General features: G+C 41.9%; 17 protein-coding genes. 9 read left to right on the forward strand and 8 right to left on the reverse strand.

Translation table 11 applies throughout. The features are described 5' to 3' along the window. Positions 1-126 precede the first annotated feature (126 nt). The 5 genes from LCH52_01245 (at position 127) to LCH52_01265 (ending at position 5124) form a co-directional block, all read left to right on the forward strand. Entirely contained in the window at positions 127-1302 is a 1176-nt protein-coding gene (locus LCH52_01245) for a hypothetical protein (protein MCA0387098.1), read from the forward strand. Then, a complete protein-coding gene (locus LCH52_01250) occupies positions 1286-2188 on the forward strand; it encodes an ATP-binding protein (GenBank protein MCA0387099.1) in 903 nt (300 codons plus the stop codon). Before LCH52_01245 ends, LCH52_01250 begins: the two co-directional genes overlap by 17 nt. Beyond that, positions 2175-3239, forward strand: coding sequence for a hypothetical protein (locus tag LCH52_01255; protein ID MCA0387100.1), 1065 nt, complete (start codon positions 2175-2177; stop codon positions 3237-3239). The genes LCH52_01250 and LCH52_01255 overlap by 14 nt, the downstream gene beginning before the upstream one ends. A gap of 182 nt (positions 3240-3421) precedes the next feature. Next, the gene (locus LCH52_01260; protein ID MCA0387101.1) at positions 3422-4285 is read left to right on the forward strand and encodes a hypothetical protein; all 864 of its coding nucleotides are present in this window, start codon (positions 3422-3424) and stop codon (positions 4283-4285) included. Next, entirely contained in the window at positions 4282-5124 is an 843-nt protein-coding gene (locus LCH52_01265) for a hypothetical protein (GenBank protein ID MCA0387102.1), read from the forward strand. Before LCH52_01260 ends, LCH52_01265 begins: the two co-directional genes overlap by 4 nt. A gap of 114 nt (positions 5125-5238) precedes the next feature. On the opposite strand, the gene LCH52_01270 is transcribed toward LCH52_01265, so the two are convergent. Next, the gene (locus LCH52_01270) at positions 5239-6792 is read right to left on the reverse strand and encodes a YifB family Mg chelatase-like AAA ATPase (protein ID MCA0387103.1); all 1554 of its coding nucleotides are present in this window, start codon (positions 6790-6792) and stop codon (positions 5239-5241) included. Between the two features lie 138 nt (positions 6793-6930). Between LCH52_01270 and LCH52_01275 the strand changes: the two genes are divergently transcribed. Both LCH52_01275 and LCH52_01280 read left to right on the forward strand, forming a co-directional pair. Further along, positions 6931-7722 carry an alpha/beta hydrolase gene (locus LCH52_01275; GenBank protein ID MCA0387104.1) on the forward strand — a complete coding sequence of 264 codons (792 nt, stop codon included), beginning with the start codon at positions 6931-6933 and terminating at the stop codon, positions 7720-7722. After that, on the forward strand, positions 7719-7949 hold the full coding sequence (locus LCH52_01280) for a DUF5522 domain-containing protein (GenBank protein ID MCA0387105.1): 231 nt from the start codon (positions 7719-7721) through the stop codon (positions 7947-7949). Before LCH52_01275 ends, LCH52_01280 begins: the two co-directional genes overlap by 4 nt. A gap of 65 nt (positions 7950-8014) precedes the next feature. On the opposite strand, the gene LCH52_01285 is transcribed toward LCH52_01280, so the two are convergent. The 5 genes from LCH52_01285 to LCH52_01305 all read right to left on the reverse strand — a co-directional run bounded on the left by LCH52_01285 (position 8015) and on the right by LCH52_01305 (position 14866). Next, positions 8015-8734 carry an SDR family oxidoreductase gene (locus LCH52_01285; GenBank protein ID MCA0387106.1) on the reverse strand — a complete coding sequence of 240 codons (720 nt, stop codon included), beginning with the start codon at positions 8732-8734 and terminating at the stop codon, positions 8015-8017. A gap of 11 nt (positions 8735-8745) precedes the next feature. Then, entirely contained in the window at positions 8746-10212 is a 1467-nt protein-coding gene (locus LCH52_01290) for a putative Ig domain-containing protein (protein MCA0387107.1), read from the reverse strand. A 212-nt stretch (positions 10213-10424) separates the two neighbouring features. Next, entirely contained in the window at positions 10425-11132 is a 708-nt protein-coding gene (locus tag LCH52_01295) for a LytTR family DNA-binding domain-containing protein (protein ID MCA0387108.1), read from the reverse strand. After that, positions 11132-12859 carry a histidine kinase gene (locus LCH52_01300; protein ID MCA0387109.1) on the reverse strand — a complete coding sequence of 576 codons (1728 nt, stop codon included), beginning with the start codon at positions 12857-12859 and terminating at the stop codon, positions 11132-11134. The genes LCH52_01295 and LCH52_01300 overlap by 1 nt, the downstream gene beginning before the upstream one ends. Positions 12860-12871: 12 nt before the next feature. Then, the gene (locus LCH52_01305) at positions 12872-14866 is read right to left on the reverse strand and encodes a GAF domain-containing protein (GenBank protein MCA0387110.1); all 1995 of its coding nucleotides are present in this window, start codon (positions 14864-14866) and stop codon (positions 12872-12874) included. A 240-nt stretch (positions 14867-15106) separates the two neighbouring features. Here LCH52_01305 and prfA point away from each other — a divergent pair, with 240 nt between their 5' ends. After that, positions 15107-16183, forward strand: coding sequence for a peptide chain release factor 1 (gene prfA, locus LCH52_01310; GenBank protein ID MCA0387111.1), 1077 nt, complete (start codon positions 15107-15109; stop codon positions 16181-16183). A 64-nt stretch (positions 16184-16247) separates the two neighbouring features. After that, a complete protein-coding gene (locus LCH52_01315; protein MCA0387112.1) occupies positions 16248-17795 on the forward strand; it encodes an ATP-binding protein in 1548 nt (515 codons plus the stop codon). Positions 17796-17821: 26 nt separating this feature from the next. Here LCH52_01315 and LCH52_01320 read toward each other — a convergent pair whose 3' ends face one another. Both LCH52_01320 and LCH52_01325 read right to left on the reverse strand, forming a co-directional pair. Next, positions 17822-18364, reverse strand: a complete 543-nt coding sequence (locus LCH52_01320; GenBank protein ID MCA0387113.1) for a GNAT family N-acetyltransferase — start codon at positions 18362-18364, stop codon at positions 17822-17824. Between the two features lie 12 nt (positions 18365-18376). Then, positions 18377-20686 carry a TonB-dependent receptor gene (locus LCH52_01325; GenBank protein ID MCA0387114.1) on the reverse strand — a complete coding sequence of 770 codons (2310 nt, stop codon included), beginning with the start codon at positions 20684-20686 and terminating at the stop codon, positions 18377-18379. Positions 20687-20744: the final 58 nt, after the last annotated feature.

Below are 20744 nucleotides of genomic sequence, written 5' to 3' on the forward strand. Positions count from 1 at the left end.
TATCACTGAAAACGATCAAAATCACTTTGGCACGCTATTTGCATAAACTATCCCCGAGGGAATAATCCTCATTATGACAAAAACTGATTAATTTACACATTCACATTTTGGAATTTTGGAGAAGAGATGGAATACACTGCTGAATTAGCTAGAAAAATAATAGAACTTTCCAAACTAGCGAGAAATGAAAATCGTTTCTTATTGAAGGATGAAGTATTAACATTCCTCAGCATACCTTATTACCATAATATAGATGGGGATCTGAAACTCGAAATTGCTAAATATTTCTATACGCTTGAGTATTTTAATGTTTATTACAGACAAACTTACAGAAATCAAGGTAGTTTGATTGAAGCAATTTTCATCGAGAAAAGTGTAGCCATCAATCTATTTTCAGAAATAATATATGAAATTCTTGACAAACGAAGAAATCCTATGGTTATTGAAGATCTTCTCGATCTTTTTACCAACAGTTTGGAGATCTATTTTGGTTTAAATGACACAATAGTTAAAGGGTGCAATATGAGTCTGCTGTACCCTATAATTGAAGCAGTCCCAGACTCATTTATAATTTACAAAAAATCCTCCCTTGAAGAAAGATCGAAACACAAAGTAGGCTTAGCTGTTTGGGATGATAAATTTAATAAAGAAATGCAGTTTGTGAGCAACATAATAAGTATTGTTCGAAATTCAGGTATAACAGAATTTCAACGCGTTTTACTTAAAGTCAATTTGCTCCCTAAAGATTTTGGAATTCCTAAACCTTACAAAAAAGAAGAAATCCTTGAGATTTTAGAGAAGTTTCCCCATATTATTCGCGTTGAAAATAATGAAATTAGAATTCACGATATAAATAAACACATGAACATCATAAGTTTTGAAAAGACTCCAATTAAGAAGTTCAAAAAGCATTTCGATGTCCCAGGTTTAATCATTGTGTCCTTCACTGGTCAAACCTTTCCAATTGCTGAAGCTAATGATTATATTAATTTGAGACCGGCCATATATTTTCATGTTGTTAATAATCTTAATAGAGAATATGATGACATACTTTACAAAAAAGAGTCCCAATTTAACAAAATATTTAGGTCGATTTTAAACAACGATGATATTCGAGACTGGATGGAAGTTAATCTATCAATCTCTTTTGTCCTAGAAGATTACGATTACCTGAAACAAAACTTCGACAAACTGATGCAGGAATACTCACCAGTGCTAAACCTCGAAAAAAACCCGGGGAATCTGTTTCGCACAATTATTGAAGAAAAAATAAGGGAACACGAGAGTGGAAAAGAATCTTGAAGACAAAATAAAAGAGCTTGAACGGGAAATCTTACTCCTTAAAATTGAACTTCAAAATACCCGTTTAAGGGAAATAGAAAAAGAAAAAAATCTAAACAGTTATGTCAGGGACCTTGACAAGGCAAAAGAATTAAACCTGAATTCCGTTTTCAGAGAACAGGAACTAAAAAACCTGGCCACCTCCTGGGAACGCATAGTTGATGAACTCGCCCACTCAATAAACACGGATGTATTCGTAGCTGTATCTGCAATGTCAAAATTTCTCGACAACCCAAAAATAAAAAAAGCGAATTATCACACCCGCCAGATTCGTGACCTTACAAATCTCCTGCTTCTTTACCTCAAACGGAATGAAATTGATTACAGTAATGAATTTGCTGATATCGATATAAAAGAGGTAATCCAAAAACAGGTAGATTTAATTAAAGATGGCATTAGTACACTGCGAATTTCTTCAGACGAGCATGAAGAATCTCTCCTAAAAATGGAAATCCCTGTAACAGTCTCCGGAGAAACCAAAATTGCCGTTATGGAAGAGTTCGCCGATGCAATTCCGTTGTTGATCAAAGACCTTGTTCGAAATGCGATGAAGCATACAACAGAGGAAAATCCAAAAGTTGAAGTTAAAATAGAAGAATTTGAATCGTTTGTTGAGTTGACAATATTTAACAATGGAGCAATTTCTGAAAAACTTGCTGACTGGTTCAATAAAAGTTCACTTGAAGACCCCGAAAACATGTCAAAATCATCAAAGGTAGGGTTGCGTGTGGTTAAAAAGTGGGTCGATCTGTTAAAGATAGATACCCGGTACCTTCGTGACGAGAAAAATGACACAACAACAGTCAGGCTTCAATTTCCAAAGAGGATAAGTTATGAAAAAAATTAGAATACTTGTGGCAGAAGACACCAAAGAAGCAAGAGACATTCTTATTGATAATTTAAAAGAATATGAACTTGATAAATACGGGAGTAGTGATGTTTTCGAGATCACTAAGGCTGAATCCTTCGTAAAGGCTTCTCAATTGATCACAGAATCAGGAAAAGCCGAAACCCCTTTTGAGGTTTTCTTCTGCGATATCGACTTTACAGAAGATAACAAAGGTGGGAAGCGAGATTCGGGATTTGAGCTGATCCGCCTCGCATTTGAAGTTTCAAATATTACAAATATCTATACATACTCCGGACAGTTCAAGGCAGCCGACCTTTGGGATGATTATGAACCTCTGGTCTCAAAGGGACTTGTAATCAAGACTTTCGACAAGTCACACACCGAAGGAGGAGAGGTTGAATGGGTAAGGAAGAATTTCGATGAACTTTTTAACAGACTCACAGCAGAAAAAATCCTTTGGGACATCTGGCACAATCATGAACTGATTAAGAAGACAATTAAATCCACATTGTTTTCTCCGGATCCGGTACAAAATCTGCTTTCTCAGAATGAAATCATTTCCAATCTTGATACAATTTTATTCCTTATGAAAAAAATGCCCGATTTTGATGCGGAAAAGGTATTTTACAAATTGATTATCCAACTCTATCACAGATGTCTGGAATCATTCTGCAAAGGGATTAAATCAGATGACGAGATAGAAAAAAGCGCAGAAGCAAACAGGAAGATGGTTGCGAAATTGATTAAAAGACAAGGTGAATGGGACCTTGGCAAGGGTATTAACGCACTCAAAACAATAATCGGCTACACATCAGCACTTCACTCCAAATACGGGTACAAAGTTAATTTTTACCGAAACAACTCCGTTCATCCGAAGGAAAATTTTGATGCAGGTTTGAGTAATGTTTTGCTTTGCGGGATAACTCTTGCTCTTTACTGCTCGAACGGTGATAAAAAGGATATCAAGACTTCTGAGATAGAGGAAAGATTAAAAAGTCTAAAAGACCGGGGTAAAACGGACCTTGAAGAGTTACTGAAACTTTTTTAATTAATCCTTTGTATAATAAATAATATTTCGCAGCATTTCCAAATTTCTTTTGCTAAAATTTGATTTATTTTAATCATATTTGGGTATTACTTTAATTTTTTTCAATCCCCATATAATTTTTCGGGGAAGCAGCCTTTTTAATTTCCCCGTCTTTTAATAATTTTTAACCAAAGGAGTGTCCAATGAGGCTCATCGTATTATTTTTAATCGCAACGGTTTCCGTTTTTTCTCAGGATTTTATTCCTAATTCCGACCAATTTCAGACTTATGTTATTGATAAAATGCGCGATAACAAAGTTAAAAGAGTCGATATTACGACTTATGAAACAGATGCTTATTTCAAACCCCTCTCTGACAAAGCCAAATATGTTTACAGTTACGACTACGACCGGAATGGTATGCTCGTTTTGGCTGATTACTACAACATTTCGCAAGACATCAGAGTTGAGACCTCTTTCGCTTACACAGATGGAGGCACACTCGAAAGTATCGTCTCCATCCAGACCGAATATGGCTCTTCAGGGAATCCGTTTGTTACAACAACAACCTGGTGGGCTACAATTACTAACGGCAGAATTGAATATATCACCAAATATGTTTCGAGCGGTTCAGACAACAATGCTAATTCAACAGTTCCCAATAAATACATCTTTACATATGATGCAAACGGAACACTCCTCACCATTCTCGATTCGGTGACTGATAAACAGTCAGGGGTCCCCAACACACTTTACGAAATGAATGTTCGCGGTGATGTACTTACCAAATCTTCTGATAACCAGGTGACCAATTATTTCTATGACAATAAAGGCAACCTGTTTCAGGAAATCATGGATATAAATGGTTCCAGATATGTAACCTCATATGACTATGACATGGATGGAAATCTTTTATCCATTGGTGTCGATGGCAGTACTGATTCGTTCTACTGGTCAGCTCAGAACGATGCCATAGGCCTTACTGTAAATGCATATTCGACATTTACCTCAAAGACAGACAAAAGCAAGATATACGAGTGGAATACATACACCTACACTTTCTATTGAAAAAAATCCTCCGGGCTTTAGTTTTCGCAGCATTTTTTATTCCCTCTCTCACGGGTCAGGATTTCATTCCTTATGATATGAAATACTCACAGAAGGAGTGGGATTATTATGCTTCAAATAAAATAGTTACAGAAAAGATTACCCGATATTCAACAGGGAAAAATTTTATTCCCGACGGCAAACCGGTGGACAGGAAGATTTTCACCTGTTCACCGGATGGCAGGCTGGTATCTGCTGTTACCATCGATTCCACAGGCGAGAGAGTGGATTCTTTTTTCTACTATGCAAAAGGGAATTTCAGAAGAATCACCACACACAAAAAAGGCACCAAAGGATTTGTCCCAACCCGGACCCTTCAGTTTATCAATCAGTCAGGCAAATCGCCGTCAGAAGTGCTGGTATTCACTCATCCCTCTGCGGATGGTCTTCCAACAGCTACTTACCTTTATGATTACAGTGAAGATAAAAGGAAGGTGAAAATCCTGACTCTCAATCTGGCAGACAGTTCTGTAACTGATACGGCATACATTGAGTTTGATAATTCGGGAAGAAAAACAAAGAAGTGGAATCGACAGGAAAGTACAGAATTCAGATATGACGCTGCCGGCAACCTGATTGAGAAAAAGGTTTTTACAAAAGCGGGAACCTCAATCACAAAATATACGCTCAACAACTCCGGAAGACCCGTGAAGACTACAGAATCATCTCCGGGACAAACCTCCACATCCGAACTCCTCTACAACATGAACGGAATCCTGATCCTGACAAAAACCAGAATTGATTCAGGGAAAAACCAACCCGAAAAATTTGAAGTCGAAATCAGGGAGATTAGCTATTAACTATGAGGTATTAACTATGAGGTATTAGCTATGAGGTATTAGCTATGAGGTATTAGCTATGAGGTATTAGCTATGAGCTTTCAGCTCATAGATCATAGCTACTACTTCATAGCTCTATTCGTTCCACAATTCTCTGTCCAATGTTCTGTATTGAATCGCTTCCGAAACATGCGATGCGGTAATATGTGGTTCCGCTTCGAGGTCTGCGATGGTACGACTCACTTTCAGGATTCTGTCATAAGCCCGCGCCGATAGCCCAAGACGCGTCATTGCGGTTTTCAGCAGACCGGCTCCTGCTTCGTCAAGGTGGCAGAAATGCCTCACTTCCCGGCTTCCCATATCGGCATTATTGAAAATGTGTTTGTAATCCTTGAATCTCTCCTGCTGAATGGCTCTTGCCCCAATAACCCTGTCCCTTATCGCATCGGAACTTTCTCCCTTGTGTACTGAAGTCAGGTCTTTGTATTTTACAGCAGGTACCTCAATGTGGATGTCGATTCTGTCGAGAAGGGGTCCCGAAATTTTGCTCATGTACTTTTGAATCTGGTTTCCGTTGCAATGGCAGTCACGGGAAGGGTCGGTATAATATCCACATGGACAGGGGTTCATGGCTGCAGCAAGCATAAAGTTCGCAGGAAACGAAAGGGTCATCTTTGATCTGCTAACGGTAACGACGGAGTCTTCAAGCGGTTGTCGCAGCACTTCGATTACATTTTTACGAAACTCGGGAAATTCATCGAGAAACAAAACGCCAAAGTGAGAAAAAGAGACTTCGCCCGGTCTGGGCACAGATCCGCCTCCGACCATCGCAGCATCTGACACAGTATGATGCGGATTACGGAAGGGTCTTTCGGTAATCAGAGCGGTTCCTTTTGGGAGTATCCCGGCGATGGAGTAAATTTTGGTGGTCTCAAGCGCTTCATCGAATGACAGAGGGGGAAGAATTGAGGGAAGCCGCTTGGCAAGCATCGTTTTCCCGCTTCCGGGAGGTCCGATCATCAGGATATTGTGTCCTCCTGCAGCTGCTACTTCGAGTGCCCGCTTTACATTTTCCTGTCCTTTTACATCCGCAAAATCAAGATTGTATTTGTTGAGAAATCCAAAAAGTTCGGAAGTGTCGGTCACAACGGGTGTCTGCGAAAGAGAACCTGTCAGAAACCTGAAGATGTCGATAAAATTCCTGAAGCCGTAAACCTCCACCCCCTCCACAATTGAGGCTTCCTTAGCAGAGTCTTCCGGCAGGATGATTCGTGTAATTCCCTTTTGGCGGGCACAAACCGCAAGAGGTAATGCCCCCTTGACTGCTCTAAGGGTGCCGTCAAGCGACAATTCTCCGAGGAAAATGGTGTTTTGAAGCTGTTGTTCAGGTACCAGTCCATCAGCGGCGAGAATACCGATGCCTATGGGCAGATCGAATGAACTCCCTTCTTTTTTGATATCGGCGGGAGCCATGTTTATGGTTATTTTTTTGCCGGGGAATTTAATTCCGCTGTTTTTGATCGCAGCGGTTACCCTCTCTCTGCTCTCCTTCACGGCATTGTCGGGCAAGCCAACAATAGTGAATGCCAGCATCGCCTTTTCAAGATGTGTCTCAATTTCAACAATAAAAGCATCGATGCCGAATGTGGCTCCCGATAATACTTTCGAAAAATTTATCCTGTCTTTCATCAGTAATTTATTCCGGAATTGTCGTCTGAACAAAAATATTCAGCCTGAGTGAACAAACAATATCTATTTTAATGTTATCTAAAATAAGTAACTATCGTTAATTTTGAAGCGACATTTCAAAAAAAAGTGAGAAATTTTATGTACCGGTTATCAGCTTCGGGAATCGCATATACCAAAACAGGCAACGGCAGGCAGACTGTCGTTTTCATTCATGGATTCATTTTCGATTCCTCTCTTTGGGACAGGCAGGTCGCGGAGTTCCAAAATGGTTATACAATCATTAACCTTGACCTCAGGGGCTTCGGTCGTTCCACCGACTGTGACGGAATGATAACCCTCGAAAACTATGTTGATGACCTCCTCGATCTGATAAAGGAACTCGGGATCAAAAAACCCGTACTCGCAGGTCTCTCTATGGGAGGGTACATCGCTCTCAGAGCAGCCGAAAGAGATCCCGGAAATGTAGCAGGACTGATTCTCTTTGATACCCGTGCCACTGCCGACAGCGATGAAGCAAAGCTAAAAAGAGCCGCCGGAATCCGGATTCTAAAGCAGGGCGGCATCAGAGTCTATGCGACAGCCCTTATGGAATCGATCTTTTCGAAATCCTTTAAGGAAAACGAGCCGGACGAATACAAAGGATTTATCGACAGGGGGGCTGCAGTAAAACCTGAAGGAGCCATTGGTGCCCTTCTTGCGATGATGGGAAGAACCAACACAACTTCATTCCTTGAATCCACAGACTTGCCTGTACTGGCAGTGTGTGGTGAATCAGACACACTTACTCCTCCCGCAGAGATGGAAGGGATGATGAAAAATGTGAAAAATGGTGAATTTCACATCGTTAAAAATGCCGGACACGGTACTCCTTTTGAAAATCCGGCAGCGTCAAATGAGCTTATCAGAGCTTTTATGAAGAGGTTTGATTGAGCATAAATAACGGCTCTGAAATTCCCGTACCTCACCCTTCAAGACTCGATCCCGAAAGATACGATTATCAAAGGATACTGGAGATACATGAAGAGGCGTGCAGAAAGGGAGAACCTGTTTATCGTGATCCTGCAACAGGTTACTCGGTGTTCACTGCTTTTTATCATTTAAAGAGGGGCACCTGCTGCAACAGTGGATGCCGGCATTGCCCCTACTTTAAAGGATGACACGATGGTTGTCCCGGAAATAAAGCAGCTTCCTGAAACCCGGATTACTGGTTTGTCATCCTTTTTTAATTTTTATTATAAATGACGGGCATCTGAAACTTCCATCTCTCCCACAGTTTTTCGTCGAAAAGCAGACTGACCATAAACGAACTCACATTTATCCGGCTGGTCTTCCCGGCTCTGAAAACAGGGCTCTGAACTGGTGACCTGTGGATTTCGAACCCGCTCTCATTCTCATCATCCACCAAAGTGTCGGGTCTGACCACTGTCCACTCAAATTTGGGATTCTCTGACCCGATTTCATTAACCAGAAATGACGCAGCTTCCACATTGTCTCTTTGGGGAGGGAGGAACCTGTAAAGCAGGGAAAGCACAACCCTGTCAGGCATGCCATATTTTTCACCAATACCACTGTTTCTGTTTGCGGTGGTGTTCATCAGAATCAGCTTTGTCTTCTCCTGTCCATTAGTCATTATGGCTTCACTGATCTTTTTCAGGGTGTCTGTCACAAGCATTTTAGGTTCTCCGAACACCCCTTTCAGAGTGATATTGTGCCCCAGACAGGAAATGACGGCATCACAGCCGGTGAAGAGGGAAATGTACCCGTCAGTTTCAAGCCCGGTTATATTGCCTGTTATACATTCGAGAAAACTGCTGTTGCGATAATTGTCAGGAATTTTTGAAGGGTCTCTTACCATTATTTTTGTTTCAATTCTTTTGTCCAGCAGTCGCTTTAAGACAAGTCTGCCTGTCGCTCCGGATGCACCTAAAACCAGAACTTTCATTTTTTACCTCATCACTGCAGAATCGTTAATTTGCGGGCAATTTTCACATCATCTCCGTTGAGCACATATATATAAACTCCGCTTGAAAGTCCTTTGGAATTGAGCACTTCCTCGTGAAAACCGGGGTCATAATATCTGTCTGAAATAACTTTTACATTTTCTCCGAGGGTACTTAGTAGACTGAGTTTGTATCTGCCGGCAACAGGGATCGAAAACTTTATTGTTGTTGAAGGATTAAACGGATTTGGATAGTTTTGATAAACATCAAATGTCCCGGGGGCTGTTTTCTCCTTTTCCTCAAGACCCGTCAAAACGACATTTAGACCGAAAAGAGTGGAAACCGATGCATTTGAATTGTCTGTAGCAGTTACTTTAATCGACAGGTTGACTGCATCGGGCGGCGTGCCTGAAAAAGTCCGTGTGAGAGGATTGAAAGACAGCCAGGAAGGGAGTGGACTGCCATTAGAGAGAGTGGCTGAAAAGGTAAGACTGCCGTTTCCGTCATCGTCCACAAATATTGAATCCGGAATTGTGAAGGAGTAACTCTCTCCCGGGACTCCGGATTGAGCAGGAATCGGGTTGTTCAGGTATGGTGCGAAGTTTGTATTCCTCAGACTGTCAATCAGATTGTCGATCCTTACCCAGTAAGTGTAGTACGAACCCCAGCTTGTACCCCCTGAAGTGAAAAAGAGATACTTCCCGTCATTTGAGATGAATTGCCCGTATTCCCAGTATGCTCCGGGTTTGTTGACAGTTGCCCCCAGGGATTTGGGATTGGTCCATTTGCCGTTTTCCTTTTTGAAGCTGATATACATATCGCTTGCACTCCCTGTCTGGGCTCTGGAGAAAATCAGATACGACTCATCATTGGCAATCCAGAAGTCATTCTCCTGCAAACTGCTGTTCAACGGAATACCCAAATCCACCAGAACCGGGTTACCGGAAATGTTTTCGACCTTGCAGATGTCGCCCACACCACCGGAATTCTCGTTATACGAAGAGGCATAGAAATTATTCAGACCGGTCTTCTGCAAATAGTGAGTGCGTAGATTTGATGAGATCATTCTGACCGGAGTACTCCATCCTGAATTTTCCCGGTGAGAGACATATGTATAAATATGATTGTCCTGTAAAAAAAGTGTACTGTCATTATCAGCAAACCGGGGAGCCATAAATCCTTCAAAGACCACAGAAGGTCCATTCCATCTGTTGTTCTCATATTTATAACACTTCAATCTAAGAGCCGTTGGTGGATATGTGTTTATTTCACCGTAATAGATTTCCTTGCCGTCCCTGCTGATTGCTATTCTTTCACAGGCTCTGTATCCGGCAGTAACCTGCAAATTGAAAACCTTTGCAATATTTCCGGGTTGAGTGTTCCCAAGGTACAGGCTGTCATTGGGAATCGACTGTGAATAAATGGTATAAACAGGTAAAAATGAAAATGCCAGGACCACGATTTTTTTAAGTGTCCGCATATACTGTCCTCCGTCGATTGTTGTTTTTCAGTTTGCCAATTCTGTAAATCAGCACAACGAAAAATAACCTGCCACATATGAGTACGGCTCTCTATTCTTGTGAAGTGCATCAGGGTTTAGTGAAGCGCACCAGACCGCCTGAAATGCATCAATACGAAAGTTATGATAAGCAGTTATTCAACCAGTCAGGTTCAGACTTTGGTACCCGGGAATTAAACTCCAAATCCAAGCGAGATTTTCAATTGTTTAACAACTTTTCGACTGACGGGCAGATTTTCCCCGGTTTGCAGGAGCACATTGTTTTTACCTCCACCGGATGTTTGCAGTGCACTTATTTTGCTTAAATCGACCAGAAATGATTTGTGAATTCGAAACCAGGTGGCGGGTAAGAGAGGTACAAGTTGCTTAATTGACTTGTCGTGAATTACACTATGTCCATCATTCAAATGAATCTCTGTGTAAATGTTTGCAGATTTGAAGTAGCTGATTTCCTCAACAGGAATGACTCTGATCCCGGTGGCGGTTTTTACCGAGAGGAATTTTACGGCATGACCATCTGCGGCATGAGACGATTTTAATCTGTCAAATGCCATTCGCAGTCTTTCTTCATTGTAAGGTTTTGGAATGAAATCGAGTACGCCATACTCGAAAGCTTCAATTGCCCTGTTCACATTTGCAGATATCACTATGGTATGAAATGACTTGCTTACAACCTGTTGAAGCAATTGAAATCCATCTCTTGAGTTTAGGTTTAAATCAAGAAGCAAAAGGTCAACCGGCTTCTCTTTCAGATAAAACAGTGCACTGTCGAGGCTGGTTTCTATGTGGATGGATGTGATTTCCTTTTTTAACATACTGTTGACAAGCAGTTGTATGTCCTCAGCGGTGGGTCGTTCATCCTCAACTATAAGAATTTTCATCAATAGCCTCTGATTACAATTTTTGTTTCCCAGCCTCCATCTGTTTGTTCAGATGAAATACTCCACTTGCCGGGATAACTTTCCTCAAGCCGGCTTTTTACATAGCGCATCCCGAATCCGGTGGAACCCTTTGTATCCTCCGTATTAAATTCGCCATCATTTGAAAGGATGAATTCGGTCGAGTCAGTCTGTTTTGTTTTTTGCAGAATAAAAGTGCCGTTGATTTTTTTCTCGAAACCATGTGTCAAGCCGTTTTCGACAAGTGTATGGAAAATCATTGGTGGCACGGTTTCAGTCCCGTCGATATTAACAGTCTCGAATTTATATTCTGCGCCCCTCCGGTAGCCCATTATTTTCAGATGTGCTTTGCATAAATCGATCTCCTGCGTCACCGGAATTTGTTTTAATGCTGAGACCTGATTGATAATCCTGAACTCCTCGGCAAGTGCTTCAATCAATTTAACTGCAGAAGCGGAATCCCGTCTTAGCCAGACAATTATTGATGTAAGCGTATTCAACACAAAATGAGGGTTGATGTTCTTTTTGAGGAGTTCGAGTTCGAGAAGTGTTGATTTTAGTTTGGCTTCCTTCTCTTCCTTTTCTTTTATTGCAAATTGCCGTGCAATTGAAAAACTGCTGCAAATCACCATGACTGATGCCAGTCCGGCAAAAGCAAAGCCAAGGAAATAGGCTCCCCACGAGAGTAAAATACCTGCGGCGATTACGACGCTTCCCTCCCTCTTCAGTATTAGTGCCCTGCCCGATATGATGCTCGCAATTGCAAGTACCGTAAATGAAAGCACAGTGAACATATTCCTCATCTCCGCAATAAAAACATATACCAGCAGAATCGCAGAAACTGTGGCTATGATTGTCCGTTTGGGAAGTGAAAATGAATAAATCAAAAATGCGGGAAAGAGGGTTGTGAACAGGAGAGTATTTACCTGATAAAACCAGTACTCAAAATGGATAAACGAAACAGACAGATCAAATAAAAACGCTGCCTGAGATACGAGATAATCAAAAATTACGGTCAGACAGAACAAACTAAAAAGGAGGTGCTCTGTTCTGCGATGCCGGGTGATGAAAAGGAACAGATTAAAGAGAAATGCTATCAGAAGTATTCCGGTCATGAAAGATGCTGTTCTGCCGGAAGTAAAAAGTGAATCCAGTACCGCCTTATACTTGCCGACCACCACATCCCCGTACAAAAATCTCCACGGCGAGACGGTATCATAATTCGATATGCGAAGAAGAACAGTATGACTTCCCGGTGTGACAAACCTGTTTGGCACGATGACATTAAAATTTGCCCTGCCTGCTGTTTCCTCCTGCCTGCTCTTTCCCCTTGTCCCATTTTGTGCCAAAAGGTCACCGTCCCAGTAAATCTCGTATGCCGTTATAATATTGAAAGAAAATATCCCAATGACATCCTGTTCGCGGAGCGTATCTGGTATGTAAAGGTTGGTTTTCAAGAGCCAGTTACCTGTCGAGTATCTCTCTGTCTCTTTTAATTCTTTTACAGATTGCCAAACCAGAGCAGGAAGGCGGGTGACCGGAGTGGAGGGGTCTTTATCTTCAGCTATTTGCCATTCCTGGAGCCGGAGAGCTGTGGTCGAAACACCAAAAATATTGAAAGTATCTCGGACAGTTGGATCATCACTACCGAATAAGGCTGATGAAGCCAAAGATAAGATGAAAAAAACCGAAATGAATGCGATTTTCACAATTCGAATGAATTAAACGGAAGATGCTGCAGCTAATTTGACAATAAATTTTGTCCCTTGATTCTTCTCACTCTCGAAGGTTACTTCCGCCGAATTGATATCACAGTATTTCTTTACGAGTGCGAGGCCAAGTCCGTTCCCTTCGAAATTTCTTCCGTAACCCTGATCTTCCTGCCTGAAAGGTGAAAACACTGTTTCACGAAATTCATTGGAGATGCCAATTCCCGAATCCGCCACTTCAACAACCAGCCTGCCATCCGGGGCAAGCGAAGAAGAAACCTTGACGGTTCCTTTGTTTGTGTATTTAATCGCATTGTCCATCAGATTGCCGAATATCTGTGTCAGGCTGTATTCATCACCAATGACATGGTGGTCACCTTCACCGAGACTGATTGCAAAATCCAGTCCTTTAAACTTGCATTTCATAAGATACTCACCGGCAAGTTTTTTAAGAACCTGTTTCAGGTCGACTTGTGTTATGTGTGGCATAAAATTCCCTGTCTGCAACTCAGCCATGTTGAGAATCAGATTCAGGGTTCTCACGATTCGTTGCCCCGAATTTTCAATGGCTGTGAATGTTGTATCCAAATTCAAGCCGCCGATTTCCTCAATCTCGTCACGGATTATATCCATGGAACCAAGAATTACATTCATCGGAGATCTTATTTCATGGGACATTTGTAAGAGGAAATCTGATTTTAACTGTGCAGCTTTCTCAGCAAGTTCCCGTGCTTTTTTCAATTCATCGATGAGTCTTTTCTTTGTAATAACTTTCCACAATTCAGTGGAATAAATCTGAAGGTCTCTTGTATCCTCAATAGTGTATTCAGTTCTTTTATTACCTACACCTACAATAAGTTTTGGGGCTCCATCCTCAAAGACAGGAACACTAAGGTGCCTTTCAACCGGGAAATGTCCCTCGGGATAACCATGTTTACCCTCCATGGTTTGATAATGGTTGTGAATTGCCGGTTTGCCTGTTCTGATGCAATCCGCCCAGACACCTGCATCTTTCATCGGGTATTTGGTCACATCGGGAATCAAACACTTCCCCTCAACACTACCGGACCAGGTGAAAAGATTTAATGCAATTTCTCCTTCAGTTTGTGTTTCAGCAAAGTGAATATAACCCACCTCACTTTTAGTCAGCCTTACCACTTCCTCCATGGCAAATTGAACAATTTCTCTTTCAGTAAGATCCTGAATATTCATCAATTCATGGAGTGAATTAAGCCTGTCGTTCTGAAGTCTGAGATTTTCTCTTGCCTCAACCACTTCCGTAATGTTGGCTGCTGTGAATGCAACATATCTTATTTCACCGGAATCCAATATAATCGGTCTGTAAGCAACCCTCCACCACATGCTTGTTCCATTAATATATTTTATTTCCACTTCCTTGCTTAGCGGGATTCCATTAAAGGCATCGTTCACATTTCTTTTAAACTCTTCGATGGAATCGATTGTAGAATAGTCGAGGATCGATTCTCCTTTTTGAGGACTCCTCCGGTAGATGCTTTCGATAATCGTTTTTACCGATTTATTAAAATATTTCATCCTGAAGTCGCGGTCAATTAGAATGACAGACTCTGCGGTATTTTCATACAATGCAATCAGAGTATGCGACAGGTCATCCAAAACCGCCTGAGCAGCCTTTTCTGCTGTGATATCTTTCACTATAACAAGGGTAGCTGTTCTGTCCTCAAAAGAGATTGTGGATGCCGAGACAGTTGCCGGAAACAAAGAACCGTCCATCCTCTTACCTGTTATTTCGTATGAGGAAGGTATAAGATCCCCGCTTTCTCTCATCTTGTTTTTAACAATTGGAAGGGTTTCAGCGGGATTGGCAGAGAAAGCCTCCAACGGTTTTCCGACTATTTCCGATTTATCTGTAATTCCGGTGAGACTGTAAAATGCCTCGTTGGCATATACAAATTTCTGTTCCTGCGTAACACAAACTGCGCTTAGGGAGTGGTCAAAAAGTTGACTCAGTGTTTCGGTGGTTATCAATTTAGATCATACTGTTCATGTTTAAGAAACTGACGAAGGTGTAAGAAATTTTCTACAATAAAAGTTCAAATTAACTAAGTTGTATAAAAAAATTATTACAGTTCTCACAACTTCTGAAAATTTTTATTTCTGATTCATTAAAATTCCACGCAACGGGTCGTTCCCGGCTCCACTTCACCACTTCTAAATGCACTCTCCTCGAAAATCGTTATATTTGCAGTTCTATTTTACAAGGAATCCATGAACTTTTTTGAAAAGCTTGCAAAAATAAAGGATAAATTCGACCGCATTAATGAACAACTTGCGGACGAAGCTGTCCTCTCTGATACCGATAAACTGATCTCTCTCAGCAAGGAGAGAAGCGACCTTATTCCAATGATGGAAGCTTTCGATAAATATTCCCGCGTAATTTCCGACCTTGCCGAATCGAAAGACATCCTTGAAAATTCGACTGACAAGGAACTCATCGAGATTGCCCAAATGGAACTCGAGGGCTTGAAGGAACAGAAAGAACTTTTGGAGGAAGAAATAAAAGTTCTTCTCCTGCCAAAAGACCCCAACGACGATAAAAGTATCATTCTCGAAATTCGTGCCGGTACAGGCGGTGACGAAGCCGGACTTTTCGCAGGTGACCTCCTCAGAATGTATATGCGTTATGCCGAGCTAAAAGGCTGGAAAACCGAGTACATCGATTTCAGCGAAGCAGGTGGTCTCGGTGGTGTAAAAGAAGCTGTTGTATCTATTTCGGGAACGGGTGTGTATGGCGAACTGAAGTGGGAGAGCGGAGTGCATCGTGTACAGAGAGTCCCTCAAACCGAAGCTCAGGGAAGGGTTCATACATCTGCGGCTTCAGTGGCAGTACTCCCTGAGGTGGAGGATGTTGCAGTCGATATCAACATGAACGATGTAAAGATTGATGTGTTCCGAAGTGGTGGCGCCGGTGGTCAGAATGTGAACAAAGTGGAGACCGCAATCCGGATGACCCACATCCCGACAGGTATTGTTGTTCAGTGCCAGGATGAAAGATCGCAGTTGAAAAACCGTGAGAAAGCCCTCAAGGTTTTGATGGCAAGACTTTATGACCTTAAAAGCAGCGAACAAAATTCCGAAATTGCCGCTCAAAGAAAACTTATGGTTAAAAGCGGCGACAGAAGCGACAAAATCCGCACCTACAATTTCCCGCAAAACCGCGTAACCGACCACAGAATCGGCTTAACTCTTTATAATCTGAGCGATGTTATTAACGGTGATTTGTTTAATTTGATTGAGCAGCTAAAAATTGCCGACCGTGCTGAAAAACTGCAGGCGGAGGTTTAGGAGAGCACAATTTTTTTGCTGAAAAGAAATTTCTTTATTAAGAATCAGATTTTATAAAACAGATATGAAAAAACTGCCCTTAGGAATCCAAACATTTTCTCAGATTATCGAAGATGATTTGGTGTATGTCGATAAAACCGGATATATAGTGGAACTTGTGGATTCCATGAAGTATGTTTTTCTGTCTCGTCCGCGAAGATTTGGTAAATCACTTCTGCTTTCCACTATCGAAGAATTTTTTACCGGAAAAAGGGAATTGTTTGCAGGTCTGAAGATTTACGATTATCCCGAATGGAAATCCCATCCCATCATCCACCTGGATTTCTCAAATATGGAAACGGGGAGTGAGGAAACCTTCCGTGAAACTTTTTTTGACAGATTAAATGAAATAGCCGGTTTTTACGGCATAGAGATTAAATCACAAATCGTTTCTCATTATTTTGGAAGATTAATAAAAGAATTATCTGAGAAGTATGGAGAAAAAACGGTCATTCTCATCGATGAATATGACAAGCCCATTACGGATCACCTTGATAATCCTGAAATTGCAGGTCGGATAAGGGAGTTTCTAAAGTCTGTTTTTGTTCGTATGAAGGGAAATGATGCGCATATCAGGTTTGCTTTGCTAACAGGTGTTAGTAAATTTTCCAAAGTTTCACTTTTTTCCGGCATGAATCAGATTACCGATATATCAATGAATGAAAACTACGCATCACTTCTGGGTTATACTCATGAGGAGTTGCAATTTTATTTTTCGGATTTCATCAATAATCTGGCAGAAAAAAAAGGCATCTCCGGGGATGAGCTGCTGCAGGAAATAAAAAGGTGGTATAATGGCTACAGTTGGGATGCAATGACCCGTCTATACAACCCATTTTCCATATTGAGTCTTTTCTCTACCCAAAGATTTGATAATTACTGGTTTAGCAGTGGTACTCCATCGTATCTTGTTAAGTTGATGAGAGAGAAGAAATACGATGTAACTATTTTAAAGAATGCAGAAGCAAATATTCTCACTTTTGATTCCGGTACTCTTGATAAAATCGACCCGATCAATCTTTTGTTCCAGACGGGTTACCTGACAGTCAGTGAAAAAAGAGATTTGTATCAAATTGAAGAGTATCTCCTGAATTTCCCGAATTTTGAAGTCGAAACTTCTTTCTACAGTCATTTAATCGGAGATATAGCAAGTACTCAACCTTATGAGGCTCTAACGCTTGCTCTGAAGTTAAGGCAGTCATTGGAAAATGGAAAAATCGAGCAGTTCGAATCAATTCTAAAAACTCTGTTTGCACAAATTCCTTCAAATTTACTTATTAAGGAGGAGAGATTCTTTCATTCACTCTTTATCATGATATCATATTTGTCGGGAATCGAAACGGATGCCGAAGTAAACACTAATATCGGCAGAATCGACGGAGTGATTGAATTCAGGAATAAAATCTACATCGTTGAATTTAAATACAATCATCCTGCATTGGAGGGTTTGGAGCAGATACTTCAGAAGAAGTACTATGAGAAGTATCTCGCAAAAGGTAAGGAGATTATTTTGTTGGGGGTAAGCTTTTCAGCGAATGAGATAAATACTATAAATATGACATTCGAACATTAAACTGTGAACAAACAGCAATTCTGAGTTTAAAGATATGTCTGCCTCTCCTCAAGTTCCTCTTTCAGCAGACCATAGACGAGGAGATCCCAGTCCTGGTCGTTTTTGTGGAAGGATTTACGGAGGGTGCCCTCCAGTTTGAATCCGTTTTTCTCGAGGACACGGGCTGAAGCTGTGTTGGGTGACGCCACTTCCGCCTGAATCTTTATAATATCGAAATATGTGAAAGCGAATGTTGTTATCTGCCGGCAAACTTCAGTTGCAATCCCTCTGTTCCAGAATTTCTCACCAAACCAGAACCCGATCTCAGCGGTCTTCTTTTGTACATCTGTTAGAAGGTGTGCACCTGCAATTCCGGCTATCTCACCGTAATATCTTACTGCGAATACTGACTGAATATTCCCCGCATTCATAAGTTTGATGAATTCTATCGCGTGCTCGACTGTATAAGGTTGCGGGAAGGAATCACGAAGGTAGAGGGCAACTTTGGGATTGTTAGCCACCTCGGCAAGCCCGTGAGCATCTTCAGGGAAAAGGGAAGTAAGTTCGATGATTTTTGATTCTGTCAGCAATCTGATTTCAATTTAAAAAGAAAACTCGAGTGCTAAGTTAAAGAATCTTTCTGTGAAAATCTGTGGCACCCGTAACGGAGAACGAATCCCGGGTATCACCTGATACCATGAATAACCCGCTATGTTGTAGTTATTAAACACATTTAGCACTTCTGCAACCACGGTAAGAAATTTTTCTTCTCCAAGCTGAAATTTTGCGGAAAGCCCCATATCCGCCCTCATGTAGAAGGGGAGCTCCCATCTTTTGTTGTAGTCGACAACCAGATAATTCTTTCCGTCCGTTCCAACTTCAACCCTTCTTGGGTGGTAGAGTGTGCCGGTAGCCACTGAAAAACGAAGGTGTGACTGCCAGTTCGGGTGTTTTTTGATTTTGTCCTGAAGAAATATCTGCAGATTGTGCGTCTGATCGAGAAGCCTCCGTTCGTACCCGCCACCGCTTCCTTTCAGCCTCTCCCCGCTGTCGAGGTATCCATAAACGAACCAACTGTTCAGCCCCTGCTGAATTTCACCCCTGAGCATAATATCGAAGCCCCGGGCATATCCTTCAAGCGAATTTGATTTCCCGTAAGACATTCTCATTCCGTCAAAATCCACAGGAATGAGGTCGTCAAGTGACTTATAAAAGAATTCCGCCCTCATCTCAAGTCCCTTTTTGAAGACATAGTGAAGTGCGGCAATGTAATGGATCGATTTTTGCGACTTAAGTGCCTGTGTTTCTTCCGGAGAAAGGTCTCGAAGCTCATAAAAGAAGGGTGGCTGATTGTAAACCCCCGCCCTTAAACTCACACTGAATTTTTCGGTAAATTTGTACTCGATACTGACTCTTGGCGACCAGAAAGTTTCGCCGTTATACCCTGTGGAGGTAAACCTTAAGCCCGCATTGATATCGAGTCTTTCATTCAGAGACATCTCATCATTCAGATAAACCGAGTAGCTGTTCAGAGTCTGTCCGATCGTGTATCTGATAATCTCAGGTGCTGCAGGAATGGATATGCCCCCCTGTTCTTTTCTCTCTTCATAGACCGAGTTGTCGAGATTGGCAAATTTGAGTTCGGCACCCGCCTTAACTTTATGAACTCCCTTTGTCCATATCAGCTCGGGTGAGAAACTGACAACAGCCAGATCGAGTGTGTTTTCCCCCTTTTCGATGGCTGATTTGAGGTATTCTCTAGTGTCGGGGTCGTACGCATCGGGAATAAGGTAGATATCCGAAGTCAGATTTCTGGTTTCCGTTTCCTTGATATTGAACCAGGATAGCGAGGCACCAAAAACGAGATCATTACCAAGTCTTATTCTCGAATTTACCCCCGCAAGTGAAGTGTTGTAGCCATAGTTCGTGGCACCCGAATAGTCTGCAGCAATTCCCTGAATCACTCCATCCAGCCGGAAGTGCCCCGTCCAGTTGGAGGGAGTGAGATCGTAATTGTTGATTGCTTTAAGGAGGAAAAAACGGGTTGAGATGTTCCTGTCGGGAACCCAGTTCACCATCAGTTGAAGGTCTTTGAAGTCGGGTCTGTAGTCTCCCGAGGTGTGCTGTTTGCTCGAGAAAATTTTGGGATAGCTCCACCGCCCCGCAAGAGATGCCGAGAGCCCCTCCGAAACATGGTGAAGTGCAAGTCCGGCTGAGAGGAGTCCAGCCCTGAGTATGCCGCTGAAAGAGGGTCCCGCACCCCTTCCGTAATTAATCTGAAGCGCAGAAGCCATTTTATCGCCAAAAACCGCCGGGAATGCACCCCCGAAAAAGGAGAGGTCTTTCACCAGATCCTGATTTACAAGCGACTGGTTTTCCTCGATTCCCTGCCTCAAAAGAAAGGGTCTGTAAATTTCAAAACCGTTCAGGTAGATGAGATTCTCATCAAAACTTCCCCCTCTGACATTGTAACCTGAGGTCATTTCGTTGTTCATCTTCACACCCGGAAGAATCCTTACAGTCTGCAGCACTTCCCCGTTCAAAGTGGGAATGTTTGCTATTGTCTCGGCTTCCAGGGTCTCCTTCTCCATCCCCTTTCTTTCACCAACTACTACAAATTCCTCCTCCTGATATGAGGTATGCGAAAGAACAACAAGTATGGAATCATTCCTTTTCGAAGAAATTTCCACCTGTATGGATGTGTCGGTATATGCGATGTGTCTTGCTCGAAGAGTATAGGTGCCGGGAAGAAGATCGAAACTGAATTTACCGTCTGTTGATGTGATTACACCAAGGGGTGTCTTTTGAATGAACACGGCACAGCCGGGCAACGGCTCACCGGTGGGGGTTACAACTTTCCCGGACAATGTGACTTGTGTGAAAATCGGCACTGTAACGAGGACTAAAACCAATAATATATACTTCAGACAGCTCACGGCATTCTTTGTGAAATTGCAAAATGGTAAAAAA

Source organism: Bacteroidota bacterium, from assembly GCA_020161395.1.
In the GTDB taxonomy this organism is placed as follows: Bacteria; Bacteroidota; Ignavibacteria; order Ignavibacteriales; family Ignavibacteriaceae; genus UTCHB3.